General features: G+C 59.6%; 12 protein-coding genes. 10 read left to right on the forward strand and 2 right to left on the reverse strand.

Annotated elements, in window-relative coordinates:
• Window positions 1-19: 19 nt before the first annotated feature.
• The 10 genes from napG to ACR3E2_RS17875 all read left to right on the forward strand — a co-directional run bounded on the left by napG (window position 20) and on the right by ACR3E2_RS17875 (window position 11847).
• Window positions 20-838 (forward strand): ferredoxin-type protein NapG, encoded by an 819-nt coding sequence (napG, locus tag ACR3E2_RS17830; RefSeq protein ID WP_480484295.1) that lies wholly within the window; start codon window positions 20-22, stop codon window positions 836-838.
• Window positions 835-1752 carry a quinol dehydrogenase ferredoxin subunit NapH gene (napH, locus tag ACR3E2_RS17835; protein WP_480484294.1) on the forward strand — a complete coding sequence of 306 codons (918 nt, stop codon included), beginning with the start codon at window positions 835-837 and terminating at the stop codon, window positions 1750-1752. Before napG ends, napH begins: the two co-directional genes overlap by 4 nt.
• A 12-nt stretch (window positions 1753-1764) precedes the next feature.
• Window positions 1765-2202, forward strand: coding sequence for a nitrate reductase cytochrome c-type subunit (locus ACR3E2_RS17840; RefSeq protein WP_480477413.1), 438 nt, complete (start codon window positions 1765-1767; stop codon window positions 2200-2202).
• 29 nt (window positions 2203-2231) lie between these two features.
• Entirely contained in the window at window positions 2232-2924 is a 693-nt protein-coding gene (locus ACR3E2_RS17845) for a NapC/NirT family cytochrome c (protein ID WP_480484293.1), read from the forward strand.
• 13 nt (window positions 2925-2937) lie between these two features.
• Window positions 2938-3195, forward strand: a complete 258-nt coding sequence (locus tag ACR3E2_RS17850; protein ID WP_480484292.1) for a hypothetical protein — start codon at window positions 2938-2940, stop codon at window positions 3193-3195.
• A gap of 484 nt (window positions 3196-3679) precedes the next feature.
• The gene (locus ACR3E2_RS17855) at window positions 3680-6880 is read left to right on the forward strand and encodes an adenylate/guanylate cyclase domain-containing protein (protein ID WP_480484291.1); all 3201 of its coding nucleotides are present in this window, start codon (window positions 3680-3682) and stop codon (window positions 6878-6880) included.
• Between the two features lie 52 nt (window positions 6881-6932).
• The gene (locus tag ACR3E2_RS17860; RefSeq protein ID WP_209507025.1) at window positions 6933-7817 is read left to right on the forward strand and encodes an encapsulin; all 885 of its coding nucleotides are present in this window, start codon (window positions 6933-6935) and stop codon (window positions 7815-7817) included.
• Window positions 7818-7831: 14 nt separating this feature from the next.
• The gene (locus ACR3E2_RS17865) at window positions 7832-8656 is read left to right on the forward strand and encodes a DUF3237 domain-containing protein (protein ID WP_480484290.1); all 825 of its coding nucleotides are present in this window, start codon (window positions 7832-7834) and stop codon (window positions 8654-8656) included.
• Window positions 8649-10772, forward strand: a complete 2124-nt coding sequence (locus ACR3E2_RS17870) for a hydroxysqualene dehydroxylase (RefSeq protein ID WP_480484289.1) — start codon at window positions 8649-8651, stop codon at window positions 10770-10772. The genes ACR3E2_RS17865 and ACR3E2_RS17870 overlap by 8 nt, the downstream gene beginning before the upstream one ends.
• 4 nt (window positions 10773-10776) lie before the next feature.
• Entirely contained in the window at window positions 10777-11847 is a 1071-nt protein-coding gene (locus tag ACR3E2_RS17875) for a polyprenyl synthetase family protein (RefSeq protein ID WP_209507022.1), read from the forward strand.
• Here ACR3E2_RS17875 and ACR3E2_RS17880 read toward each other — a convergent pair.
• Window positions 11838-12308 carry a hypothetical protein gene (locus ACR3E2_RS17880; RefSeq protein ID WP_480484288.1) on the reverse strand — a complete coding sequence of 157 codons (471 nt, stop codon included), beginning with the start codon at window positions 12306-12308 and terminating at the stop codon, window positions 11838-11840. The genes ACR3E2_RS17875 and ACR3E2_RS17880 overlap by 10 nt on opposite strands.
• A gap of 75 nt (window positions 12309-12383) precedes the next feature.
• On the reverse strand, window positions 12384-13163 hold the full coding sequence (locus ACR3E2_RS17885; RefSeq protein ID WP_480484287.1) for a carnitinyl-CoA dehydratase: 780 nt from the start codon (window positions 13161-13163) through the stop codon (window positions 12384-12386).
• Window position 13164: the final 1 nt, after the last annotated feature.

The raw sequence follows: 13164 nt of genomic DNA on the forward strand, positions 1-13164 counted from the left end.
ATCGTACGGGTATATCCTCATGTCTTTTGCCGACAAACCCCTTTCGCCGCAGCGGCGCCGGTTCCTGCAGGATTCGGCGCGGGCGGCGGGCGGCTGCGTGGTCGCCGGGACGGTGCTGGCCTATCTGGCCCGCGACGCCCGCGCCCTGCCGGCCGAGGCTTTGCGCCCGCCCGGCGCGCTGCCGGAAAAGGAGTTTCTGTCGGCCTGTATCCGCTGCGGATTATGCGTGCGGGATTGCCCATACGATACGTTGAAACTGGCCGAGTTGGGCTCGGACGCGGTGGCGACGGGAACCCCATATTTCACCGCCCGGGATATTCCCTGTGAGATGTGCGACGACATCCCTTGCGTCGCTGCATGTCCGACCGGGGCACTGGACCCCGCGCTGGACAATATCGATGATGCGAAGATGGGGGTCGCGGTTCTGGTCGATCAGGAGAACTGCCTGAACTTCCTCGGGTTGCGCTGCGACGTCTGTTACCGCGTCTGCCCCGTCATTGACGAGGCGATCACGCTGGACACCACGCACAACACGCGGTCGGGCCATCACGCGATGTTCATCCCGACCGTCCACGCCGACCGCTGTACCGGCTGCGGCATGTGCGAGAAAAGCTGTGTTCTGCCTGAGGCCGCTATCAAAGTGCTGCCTGCCCGGCTGGCGCGGGGCAGTTCGGCAGAGCATTACCGCAAGGGTTGGGAAGAAAAGGCCGCGAAAGGCGCGCCGGTGGTCGAGGGGATCATCGATCTGCCGGACCGTTTGCCCGGACCGGGCACGGACAATCTGGCCACGCCCGGCGGATTTGCACCGGGATATGATCTGCCGGGGGTGGGACAATGAGCGCCCGCACAGATATGCCCACAGGTCACGAGGCCATCGCCAGCAAGGGCTGGATCGGCGCGCATCGCTATCTGCTGCTGCGCCGGGCAAGCCAGCTGTTCTTTCTGGTTCTGTTTCTGCTGGGCCCATGGTTCGGCATCTGGATCGTTCAGGGCACGCTGGCCGGGTCGCTGACGCTGGGCGTGCTGCCTTTGACCGATCCGTTCATCCTGTTGCAGAGCATGGTTGCAGGCCACTGGCCCGAAATGACCGCGCTGATCGGTGGGCTGATCGTTCTGGTGATCTACGCGCTGATCGGCGGGCGGGTCTATTGTTCCTGGGTCTGCCCGATCAATCCGGTGACGGATGCAGCCAACTGGCTGCATCGCAAGCTGGACCTGCCGAAGGGCTGGCAACCAAAGCGCGGCACGCGCCTGTGGATTCTGGCAACCGTCCTGCTTATTTCGGGTCTGAGCGGCATGATCGCGTGGGAACTGATCAACCCGATCACCATGCTGCATCGCGGGCTGGTCTTTGGAATGGGCTTTGTCTGGGCCTTGATCGCCGCCATCTTTGTCTTTGACGTCTTCGTCTCGCGCCACGGATGGTGCGGGCACCTGTGCCCGGTGGGCGCGTTCTATGGCCTGATCGGAGCAAAAAGCCTGCTGCGGATCAGCGCCACAAACCGCGCCGCCTGCGATGACTGCATGGATTGTTACGCGATCTGCCCGGAAAATCAGGTGATCTCGCCAGCGCTGAAGGGCAAACCGGGAAGTACCCCGCTGATCCTGTCACCCGACTGCACGAATTGTGGCCGCTGCATCGATGTCTGCGCGGTCGACGTCTTTACCTTTACTCACCGGTTCGACGACCACGTCGTCCAACCTTTCGATCCAGTTGCCGCGCCCGAGCCGCGCGCCGCCAGACCTATCTAGGGGAGTGCCAAGATGAAAAAATCGATCGTTACAGGCGGAATTGCCCTTCTACCCGTATTATTGCTGAGCGGTTGGGCCGTCGCGCAATCTGCTCAGGTTGAATCCCTGCGTGGTGCGGACGTGGATGAGCCGGTGCCGCTGGACCAGATTCACCGCAATGTCGAAGGGCGGCAGCAGCGCAATTACCGGCAGCAACCGCCATTGATCCCGCATTCGGTCGAACAGTACCAGATCGACATCCGTACCAACCAGTGCCTGTCCTGCCATGACTGGACCAAAGCCGGTGACCGCAACGCACCAACGCTGTCGATGACCCATTATCTGGACCGCGAAGGCCGCGAACTGGATCGGATCGCCGGAACCCGGTATTTCTGCAACCAGTGCCACGTACCGCAGGCCGACGCCCCGCCGCTGGTCGACAACGTGTTCCAGCCCTCCGCCGGCAATTGATCCAACGCAAGACTGAAAGGAGCACCGATATGGCCGACTCTCCTGAAAACCGCGGCTTGCTTGGTCGCCTCTGGAATGCGATCTGGACGCCGACGGTGCTGTTCAGTTCAGGCTTTCTTGTCCTGGCCGGATTTCTGGCCGGTATCCTGTTCTGGGGTGGATTTCACTGGACCCTTGAGCTGACGAATACCGAAGAATTCTGTACCTCGTGCCACACAATGGAAACCAACCTGGGCGAGTATCGCGAAACGGTCCATTACAACAACCATTCCGGCGTTCGCGCGATCTGTTCCGACTGCCACGTGCCGGATGAATGGAGCCACAAGATCAAAGCCAAGATCATGGCCGTCAAAGACGTCTATCATGAGTTGGCTGGAACCATCAGCACACCCGAGCAGTACGAGGCGCATCGCCTGAGCATGGCTTCGGCCGTGTGGAAGAAGATGAAGGAGTCGGACAGTCGTGAATGCCGCAACTGTCACAACTTTGACTACATGGACTTTACCATTCAGGAAACCCGCGCCGCGTCGGAACACCAGCGCGCCATCGACACTGGCATGACATGCATCGACTGCCATCAGGGCATCGCGCATAATCTGCCCGCGAATTATCTGGAACAATACCAGAAGATAAGCGAGGCCGTGGAGGGCGTGGTTCTTCAGGAACATGCTTCCGCCTTGGGCAGCGACATCCGCGCGTTTCTGAACAACAGCTCGAATTAGGGTGGGGGCAGACATGTTAGACTTACTTGGAACAATCGGTGCCAATGTCCTGGGCCTGCCCGGCATACTGGGACTGGCGCTTGGAATGATGACCCGCAAGCTATGGTTGGGCGCGGTACTGGGGGCCGGTGTCGGCATTCTGGAAACGCTGGTTTTTGCGGGCTTTCAGTTTGCCCATGTGGAAGCGCTGGAACTGGGCATCTCGGTTCTGGTCGGGCTTTGCGCGGGCAGCCTTGGCACTGCCATCCGCCTGAAGGGCGCAACCGTCTGAAGAAAACACCGGTTCTGCCCATTGGTGGAACCGGTATTCTGCCGGGTCACGTTTCCAGCGCCAAAGCGGGTGTTTGTACCGCGCGCGACACGTCTATTGACGTTAGGGAAGCGTTTAAGGGGCGCGGCAGCAACGAAAATCGGCAGGGTCTGATTTTCGCATTTCCACAACTTCGATAAAAGCGCACGAGGCCCTAGCGCCTATGGGAAAACACCCTTCCCCATTACGCGCGGCAAGGCAGTATGCCGGGCCCAGTTTTGCGCGTGAAAAATCAATATGAAACCGAAAGCCAATGATTTGACAAGAAAAATTCAAAGTGGAGTGGAAATTCGAAACGACATCTGTCACAGCAGATAACAAGTTAATAATGGTGTCCCTGCGTCATGTGGATAGAACGTAAATTCCTCTCTATTTTTGCTTATACAAATACAATATGTTTTGAGGGGAGTAAGGGGGGAAGGAAAATGGGCGGGGGCGCAGAACGATGACGGGGGTCCTTGAGGCATCGCCGCGTATCTCAAAAGTTCTTCAACTGGCTGATCTGGAAAACCATGCCACGCTGTTTCGGCAGGAAGGCGTGGATGATGATATTCTGGACGAGCTGACAGATCCCGAACTGCGCGATCTGGGGCTGACGGTTGGTGAAAGAAAGCGGTTTCGCAAGGCGCAGGCGCGTCTGAAATCTGAGGAAGCTTCGACCCGGCAGGAGCTTAGGTCGGAAGCCGAACGGCGGCAGCTTACGCTGGTTTTCTGCGATCTCGTAGGGTCCACGCAGCTGGCCCAGCGGTATGACCCGGAAGACCTGATGCAGATCATGAATCTGTATCTGGATACGGCGATCGGCACCCTGAAACAGCATGGCTGTCATCTGGCCTACAGGCAGGGCGACGGAATCATGGTCTATTTCGGATATCCCAAAGCCATGGAGGACGATGCCGAGCGCGCCGTTCGCGCCGTGCTGGAGACCATCGAAGCCGTACAAAACCTTGAAAACAGGTTTGGCGAAAAACTGGATCTGCGCGCGGGAATTGCCACCGGTATGGTTGTTGTAGGGGTGGTTTCGTCGACAAGTCTTGGGTCGCAGGACTTTCTGGTCGGTGAAACTGCAAACCTTGCATCCCGCCTGCAAGGTCTGGCCGAGCCGGGTGAGGTGATCGTTTCCGCAGAGACGTGGCGATTGACACAGGGCGCATTCGAGTTCGAGCCCCGTGGCAGCCAGAACCTGAAAGGGTTTGACAATCAGCGCACCGTCTATCGCGCCATTTCCGAAAGCGTCGCGACCAGCCGGTTCGATGCGCGTGTCGGACAGTCAGCCGTTGATCTTGTCGCCCGGGGCGACGATCTTTCGGTCCTGACCCAGCTTTGGAAAGATGCACAGGCGGGCTCCGGCAGGTTCGCGTTTGTCGGCGGCGCCGCAGGCATTGGCAAGTCGCGGCTTATCAAATCGCTGTCCGAAACAATTGGCGTCAAACCCTTTACCTTGCAGTGCATTCCGCATCTGGCCAGCCTTCCGCTTCACCCGATCGTGGGAGAGTTGAGGCGGGTTTCAGGCGACAAATCCGATGACAGCATCAGGGCCGCGATTTCCGATTTTGTTCAGGCCGCCTCTCGTCTGAGCGACGCGGATTTGCCTGTTCTTCTCGATATGGCCGGGGTCGAAACGGGCGCAGCGCCGGATCCAGACCCCCTGAAGAAGGCCCGCAAGTCGCTGGACGTGTTGTTGCGCAGCCTTGGCAGCCTGTGTGACAGGCGCGGCACCTTGCTGCTGGTGGTGGAAGACGTGCACTGGGCTGACGCAACCACGCTGGACGTGCTGGAGGCGCTGGCATCAGGACTGGACGGGTTCCCGATACTGGTGGTCCTGTCGCATCGCCCTGAATATGAACCGCCTGAGCATTACGAGGGCCGCGCGGCGCGCATCGATCTGACGCCTTTGGCCAGCAGTGAAGCCTCGGAACTGGTCCGGCGCGTGGCCGAGCCATACAGTTTGCCGGTCATCCTGATCAGGCAGATTGTCGAAAAAGCCGATGGCGTGCCGCTTTACATCGAAGAGATGACAAAGGCGGTTCTGGACCAGCTGCCGCAAGATGCGCCGATCAACGCCGAGGTTCTGGATGCCCTGAGTATCCCCACGACCCTTCAGGATTCGTTGATGTCGCGTCTTGACCGGATGGAAAACGCCAAGCCCATTGCGCAGCTTGGGTCTGTTATCGGGCGCAGTTTCACCTCGGCGATGATCCAGGCGGTTGCGCAGGAAGACATGGATGTGGAAAGCGCGCTGATGCAGCTGATGGCGGCTGGCGTTGTGCTGATCACGGGCGAAGCCGGAACGGCCACCTATACGTTCAACCACGCGCTGGTTCAGGATACGGCCTATAACTCGCTGCTGCGCGAAGACCGGCAGAAGGTTCATCTTAAAATCGCACGGGCCTTGCTGGCCGGACATAACGCATTCGGAAACCCCGCCCCCGATACCGTGGCGCATCACTGCGACCATGGCGGGTTGAAGGATGAGGCGGTGTCCAACTGGTTTACGGCAGGCGAACAAGCCCTGTCGCGGTTGGCGAACCTGCCTGCGATCTCGGCGTTTCGCGCGGCACTGCGCAATATCGGAACGATGCCCGCCAATGCCGAGCGTGACGGGTTCGAGCTTCGGGTGCAGATGAATATCCTTCCGGCTTACATGGCGATCTATGGATGGTCCTCCGACCAGGTCGGAGAGACAGCCGCCCGCGCGATGGAGCTTGCCCATGCCTTGGGCGATGGCGAAACCCTTTTCGCGGCCACCTTCTGCCGCTGGACCAATTTCTTTGTCGCGGGCCAGATGAACCGGGCAATGGAGATGGGACAGGCTCTGGACGCGATGGCCGGTATGAGTGGCGATCCTGTCACCAACGTGCTGGCAGCCCGCGCGCTGAGTTTCACGCATTACTTCCGCGGGGAGTTCGCGGATTGCGAGCAGCAGCTTGACCGTGCCTTTGCGCTGATCACGCCTGAGCTGGACATGGCCATGATGCCGATGACCCAGTCCTCGACCACGGCGTCGTTGCTGGCCATTCAGGGGTGCCTTCTGTGGCAGCAGGGCAAGTTTGATGAGGCGGAGGCCGCACGTCTGAAAGCCATCGACGTCAGCCGGGCACTGAACCACGCACCCAATCTTGTCTATGTCATGGGCGCGTGCAGCATGTTCCTGCCCTACGCGGGCGAATGGGACCGGCTGGACGTCACTATGAAAGAAGCGCGCAAGATCGCCGATGAGGAAGGGTTCCTGTATCTTCACGCCATGCAGGATATCTACATGGGTCTTGCGCAGGCGGGAAAAGGTGACATCGAGGGCGTCCCGGCCCATATCGAGGCCTGCATGAACCTGATCTCAAAGTCTGGTGGAAACTTTACTTTTCCGCAGAATCAGATTGTTCTGTCTGAGTTGATGATCGATCACGGGGATATTGATCAGGCCCTGGACCGGCTTGAAACCGTGTGTACCCCCGGTTGGGAACGAGGAGAAACGCTGAACAAACCGGAATATCACCGCGTGCGGGCCAAAGCCTTTGCTGCCAAGGGTGATCGGGATAGCGCGATTGCCGAGGGTGAACTGGCATTGGCGCTTGCCCGCGAATGTGGTGCCGTTGTTCAGGAACAACGCGCCGAGGCACTTCTGGACAGTTTGACGAAAGCCGAATGAACGAGACGGACTGCCCGGCCAAACAGGGCAGCATCACCAAGAGGGATTTACAATGACCGACGCATTGGATTGGAACACCGAACAGTGGAATGCCGTTAACAAGGCCGTCCATGATGAAGCGCTGCGTGCGCGGGTGGCTGCGAGTTTTCTGCCGCTTTATGGGCCGCTGCCGGCGGACACGCAATCTGTTCCCCTGAACAAGCTGGGTCTGGTCGACAACGCATCAGGCGCGGCCAAGCGTCTGGAAGTGAATGATTATGACACCCTGCGGCTGACGACGGTTTCCGTCAACGTCTACCTGAAAGGCGCGCAGGTGGCTGATCCGGAACTGGCCGCGGCCATGATCATGTTCCGCCGGGCCGCCGCCGTCGTGGCCAAGGTCGAGGATGACATCGTTTTCAACGGCCAGCCAGGCAGCAGCGAAGCGCCCAAACATGCCGGTGGCGCACCTGCGGATCTACCGCCGATCTATACCGTCAGCGGTGGCGGCAAATACCCGGGGCTGCTGGAGGCTGGCGAAGGTCAATCCATATCGATCAACGGGAAGAAAAAACCCTGTTCCGGCCCCGAGGTTTTCGAGGCCGTGGTCGCGGGCATCAACAAGCTGGAAGCGCATGGATACCTTGGGCCTTTTGCCTGCGTGATGGGCAATGGGCTGTTTCAGGCCGTGACCACGCCGATCGAAAACTCGATGGTGCTGCCGCGTGACAGTATTCTTCCGTTCCTTGACGGCCCGCTGCTGCGATCGGGCACCCTGCCCGCAAACAAGGCAGCACTTGTATCGCTGCAAGGTGCGCCGGTCGAGATTGTCGTGCCTTCGGATATCGCGGTGAAGTATCTGCAAACCTCGTCTGACGGTGAGCACATCTTCCGCGTGCAGCAGAAGTTCCACCTGAGGATCAAGGAAGCACAGGCGATCTGCACCATCACGTGCTGACCGGAGATCTGGTCATGCGAGAATTCACAGACCGGGGTGTGACATTGCGTTGGTCCGAATTGATCAACGTAAATGGGTTAAATCGGGTGCTGATCGAAGCCGGACCCGCCGTGTCTTCGCATGACGTGGTCCGCGTGATCTGTTCCGAAGATGGCGGCCCCGAACGCGCCATTCGCGGCTGGCCCTTGCAATGCGACCCGATGACGGGGTTTCAGCAGTTTGCAGCCATGCTGCCATCTGTGACCCAGGAAAAGACATTGACCTGGCGACCGGTGCTGACGACCGGTGGTCGCGAATATGATCCCGGCCCCGGAAAGGCCCCCGAGCCTGCGCCGCCAAGCCCGGCAAAGCCTGTCACGCAAATGCCCGCGCTTGAACACGTTGGCAGGTTTGTGGTGCCGTTCACCGACGAGTTCTATCCGTCAGGTGAAACACCGGACGGCATCTGGCTGCATTTCGGGATCAAAGAGGGCGGAACGGTTGAAGGACCTCATCTGAAGGGGACGATCGATCCGCTGGGGGGCGACTGGATGCGCGTGCGGTCCGACGGAGTTGGGCTTTTGCACGCCCGAGCGCTTATTCAACCCGTTGAAGGGGGTGCGCCGATCCTGTTTGAAGATACCGGCGTGTGTGACTTTGGTCCGGATGGGTTTGCCGGGCTGGCGAAGGGCAATCTGCCCGCCTCAGCCCCGGTCCGGCTTGCGCCGCGATACCTGACGTCAAACCCGAATTATGCCTGGATGAACAGGTTGCAGGGGTTCGGCATCGGCGAAGCCAGCCTGTCCGATATCACCCTGCGCTTTGACGTCTATGCCGCGAAAGGAACATCCGATGGCTGAAAAGGTTGTCATATTGGGCGGTGGCGTGGCCGGAATGAGCGCCGCGCATGAGCTGATCGAGCGCGGGTACGAGGTCGAGATTCACGAGCGCCAGCTGATCCCCGGCGGTAAGGCACGCAGCATCCCCGTGATGAAGGGCGAAGGCGATCACGGGTCCAAGGCGAAACACATCAAGGCGCTTGAACAATGGGCCGAGATGGACGGTGCCAGTTATCCTCCAGGCGTGAAACGCCCCTGGTTGCCCGGCGAGCACGGGTTCCGGTTCTTTCCGAATTTCTACCGCCATATCACCGATACGATGGCGCGCACGCCCTATTACGGCAAAGGCACCTGTTACGATAATCTGGTGTCCACCACTCAGGTTCTGGTCAGCCAGTTTGACGACCCAGGCATCATCGTACCCGAACGGTTTCCCCGCACGCTGAAAGACGTGGCCGACGCGCTCAAGACGGTTGCATTCACGCTCTCGCCCCGTGACCAGATCGCCTATGAGGATGTCGAACATTTCATCGCCTGCATGTGGCGCATCGCGACATCCTGCAAGGAACGCCGGTTCGATGAATATGAACGCATCGGGTGGTGGGACTTCATCGGTGCCGAACAACGCTCGGAAGCGTATCAGAAGTTTCTGGCCATTGGCCTGACTCGTTCGCTGGTGGCTGCGAAGGCGACAACTGCCAGTACAAAGACCGTGGGCGACATTGCCGTTCAGCTTCAACTGGGTATCGCGACGCCCGAGCCGCATGGCAACCGGCTGTTGAACGGTCCCACCAACCTTGTCTGGATACAGCCGTGGCTGGATTACCTCAAAAGCAAGGGGGTCGTGTACAAGTTCAACTCAAAGGTCACGGGCATCGACTGCGAGGATGGCCGCATCGTCAGCGCGACGGTTGAACAGGATGGCGAAGAAAAGCAGGTCACCGGGGACTGGTTCATCAGTGCGATGCCGATCGAACGGATCGCTCCGCTGATCACCCCTGCGATGACGGCAATCGACCCGTCTCTGGCCAAGCTGCCCCTGCTGGCCGAAGATGTGCAATGGATGAACGGAATTCAGTTCTATCTGACAAAGGATGTTGAACTGACGCACGGCCATGTCATTTTCATTGACAGCCCATGGGCCCTGACCGCGGTTTCGCAAAAACAGTTCTGGTCGGCCATCAACTTTGAAAACTGGGCAGAAGGCAAGACCAAGGGTTTGCTTTCAATAGATATTTCGGAATGGGACAAGCCGGGCCTGAACGGAAAAACCGCGCGTGATTGCAGCCGCGAGGAGATTGCGCAAGAGGTTTGGGAACAGCTCAAGCGGAGCGTCAACGTGGATGGCCAGACCGTCCTGCGCGACGAGGACATGCATTACTGGTTCCTTGATCCGGATATTGTGCAGGATCCCAACGACCCCAAGCGCCAAACCAATGTGGAGCCGCTGTTGGTCAATCGCATCAACAGCTGGCGGTTGCGCCCTGAGGCGGCCACATTAATCCCGAACTTCATGCTGGCGTCGGATTATGTGCGCACCTACACCGATCTTGCCACCATGGAAGGGGCGAACGAAGCGGCGCGCCGGGCGGTCAATGCCATCCTGCAACGCGGTGGATCAAAAGCTGAGCCCTGCCAGATCTGGGACCTGCACGAGCCGGATATCCTGAAACCGCTGCGCGCCTATGATTTTGCCCGTTATCAGGCCGGCCTGCCCTGGGACAACCGGTTTGCGGTTGCGGTCGAAGCCGCGCTGAGGATGGGACAGGATTCCGTGGGTGTTGAGCGTGGCGGCGAAGGGCCGCTTGCCGTCATTGCGAAACCGGCTACGGAATATTCAAAACCCGGCGGGATTACCGAAGACCCTGCGATTGCGGACGCGTTGCGCATGATCTGCCCTCCGAAAGAGCTGTTTGACCTGATGGTGGCCTACGAGCCGACCGCTGATCTTCCGATCCCGGGAGAGGAGATTGCAGAGGATGTTGCCTTTGATCTGGGCCGGGACAGCGGCCAGACGGGGGTGTTGTCCAAAGCCTTGCCGTTGACGGATTCACCTTTTTCCGCCACCGGACCAAACCTTGCCGAGACGGGCAGGAACGAGACCAAAACCCGTGTGATCATCACCCAGAAGGGATGACCCTGTGGCCACTGGCACAGCACATCTGGATCCTGCGGCACAGCAGGACTTTCTGAAAACCCTGACCTCATACGGGGATCGGGCCCGTGAGACGCTTTTGCAACTGCTGCCGACGGGCGAACCGCAGGCCTATCTGTACGGGCCGATGCGGGATTACATCGAAACCTCGGGCAAGGGGTTGCGGCCCGCGCTGTTGCTGGCCACATGCGAGGCTTTCGGCGGTGACAGCGAAAACGCACGGGTGTCTGCCGCCGTTCTTGAACTGCTGCACAACGCATTTCTGATCCATGACGATATCGAGGATCAAAGCGATTTCAGGCGCGGGCGCGAATGTATGCACAAGCGGCTTGGGGTTCCTCTGGCGATCAATACCGGCGACGGGATGCAATCGCTGGCCCTGCGCCTGTTGCGCCAGAACCTTGGGCCGCTGGGCCCTGAAACGGGTATACGCGTGGTGGACGAGTTCGATCACCTTTTGCAGCAGTCCATTGAAGGTCAGGCGCTGGAGCTTGGCTGGATACGGGACAACCGGCTGAACGTGGATGCATCGGATTATCTGACGATGTGTCTGAAGAAGACCTGCTGGTACAGTTTCATTCACCCCATGCGCATCGGGGCGCTGATTGCCCGGCCACATGATGTGGCGTCAGGCGCGCTTAATCTGGACGATTTCAACGCGTTTGGGTTTTTTCTGGGGGCCGCGTTTCAGATACAGGATGATGTTCTGAACCTCGTGGGCTCGCAGGACAAATATGGCAAAGAGATCGGCGGGGACATTTACGAAGGCAAACGCACGCTGATGCTGGGGCGGCTTAGCTTGCAGGCGGATGAGCCCGAAAAAGCGCGCCTGTCGGAGATGCTGTCAAACCCGCGTGACAACCGTTCGACGCAGGATGTCAGCTGGGTTCTGGATCGCATGGATCACTATGGCTGCATCAGATATGCACAGGACGCGGCCAATGACTTGCTGGCCTCGGCCCGTCAGGAGTTTGCGCAGGTTTTTGCAGCCACCGAAGAGGTGCCGCGCGCGTTTCTGGGTCATTTCATGGACTATCTCGTAACCCGTCAGGTTTGAGCGCCCGCCACCTCATACATCACGACGATCGAGGTTTGCACTGTGCCTGTGCAGGCAATCCGACCGTGATATTCGCCGGGATCGGCGAGGTCCGGCACGGTTACAATGACGGCAACATCTGTTGACTCGCCGGGGTTTAGCTGGATTTGCGGGGGGACAACATTGACCCGGTTTGCCGGAAGAGTGTCGCCGTTCCGGTTGATCAGGTCGCCCGGTTCGAACTGTAGTGCGACGGGCCCGCCATCGTTTGGTGCGTCAAAGGACAGCAATATGGTCGCGGTGCCGCCGGGGTGGCAGGTTTTGCGGCACGCAAATGGCCCTTCAAGCGGCTGTTGCGCGCCCCGTTCAGCCCCAAGCACGCGGCGGGCAATGTCCGAGATCGGTTGCGCATCCGGCTGTGGCGCGATCGGGCTGACCGGAAGTGGCGTGCTAACGTATGGTTTTCGTTCGAAATAAGGCATGCCTAACTGTGCACCTGTGGCGCGGATCAGTAAATGGGAAATTTACCGGATCCGCGCGACAAACACACCGCGTTATTATTTGCCTTTCCAGACCGGATCGCGTTTTTCAGCAAATGCACGCGCGCCTTCAAGCTGGTCCTCGCTGGAATAGAGGACATCCACGCTGCGCAGTTGCCGTTTGGTGATGCGGTTCATGGCGTCCTGAAACTTGGCGTCTTCGGCATCGCGCACGATTTCCTTGATGGCCGCATAGACCAGCGGCGGCCCTGACGCCAGCAGTCGGGCGAGGTCCCACGCGCGGTCCATCAGCTGATCAGCGGCGACAATCTCGTTCACCAGACCCCAGCGGTTGGCTTCTTCGGCATCAAACCAGCGGCCTGTCAGAAGCAGCTCCATCGCGATGTGATAGGGAATGCGCTTGGGCAGTTTGACGCTGGCGGCATCCGCAACGGTGCCCGAGCGGATTTCCGGCAAGGCAAAAGTGGCGTGGTCAGCTGCAAGGATCATGTCTGCTGACAAGGCCAGCTCTAGCCCGCCGCCGCAGGCGATACCGTTGACGGCGGCAATCACGGGTTTGTTCAGGTCGCGCAGCTCTTGCAGGCCTCCGAACCCGCCGACGCCGTAATCTCCGTCCACCGCGTCGCCGTCGGCGGCAGCTTTCAGATCCCAGCCGGGGCAAAAGAATTTTTCGCCCGCGCCGGTCAGGATGGCCACGCGCAGGTCCGGGTCGTCGCGGAACTCGGCAAAGACATCGCCCATTCTGCGGCTGGTGATCAGATCAATCGCGTTTGCCTTGGGGCGGTCCAGCGTGACCTCGAGGATCGAACCATCGCGGCGGGTTTTGATCGGGTCCATA

Source organism: Ruegeria sp. AL7, assembly GCF_056536105.1.

Bases quoted from the DNA above. Each gene is read 5' to 3' on its own strand.
- ACR3E2_RS17840 (WP_480477413.1), top strand. From the start codon at position 1,765: ATGAAAAAATCGATCGTTACAGGCGGAATTGCCCTTCTACCCGTATTA.
- ACR3E2_RS17865 (WP_480484290.1), top strand. From the start codon at position 7,832: ATGCGAGAATTCACAGACCGGGGTGTGACATTGCGTTGGTCCGAATTG.
- napH (WP_480484294.1), top strand. From the start codon at position 835: ATGAGCGCCCGCACAGATATGCCCACAGGTCACGAGGCCATCGCCAGC.
- ACR3E2_RS17880 (WP_480484288.1), bottom strand. From the start codon at position 12,308: ATGCCTTATTTCGAACGAAAACCATACGTTAGCACGCCACTTCCGGTC.
- ACR3E2_RS17845 (WP_480484293.1), top strand. From the start codon at position 2,232: ATGGCCGACTCTCCTGAAAACCGCGGCTTGCTTGGTCGCCTCTGGAAT.
- ACR3E2_RS17870 (WP_480484289.1), top strand. From the start codon at position 8,649: ATGGCTGAAAAGGTTGTCATATTGGGCGGTGGCGTGGCCGGAATGAGC.
- napG (WP_480484295.1), top strand. From the start codon at position 20: ATGTCTTTTGCCGACAAACCCCTTTCGCCGCAGCGGCGCCGGTTCCTG.
- ACR3E2_RS17860 (WP_209507025.1), top strand. From the start codon at position 6,933: ATGACCGACGCATTGGATTGGAACACCGAACAGTGGAATGCCGTTAAC.
- ACR3E2_RS17855 (WP_480484291.1), top strand. From the start codon at position 3,680: ATGACGGGGGTCCTTGAGGCATCGCCGCGTATCTCAAAAGTTCTTCAA.
- ACR3E2_RS17850 (WP_480484292.1), top strand. From the start codon at position 2,938: ATGTTAGACTTACTTGGAACAATCGGTGCCAATGTCCTGGGCCTGCCC.
- ACR3E2_RS17885 (WP_480484287.1), bottom strand. From the start codon at position 13,163: ATGGACCCGATCAAAACCCGCCGCGATGGTTCGATCCTCGAGGTCACG.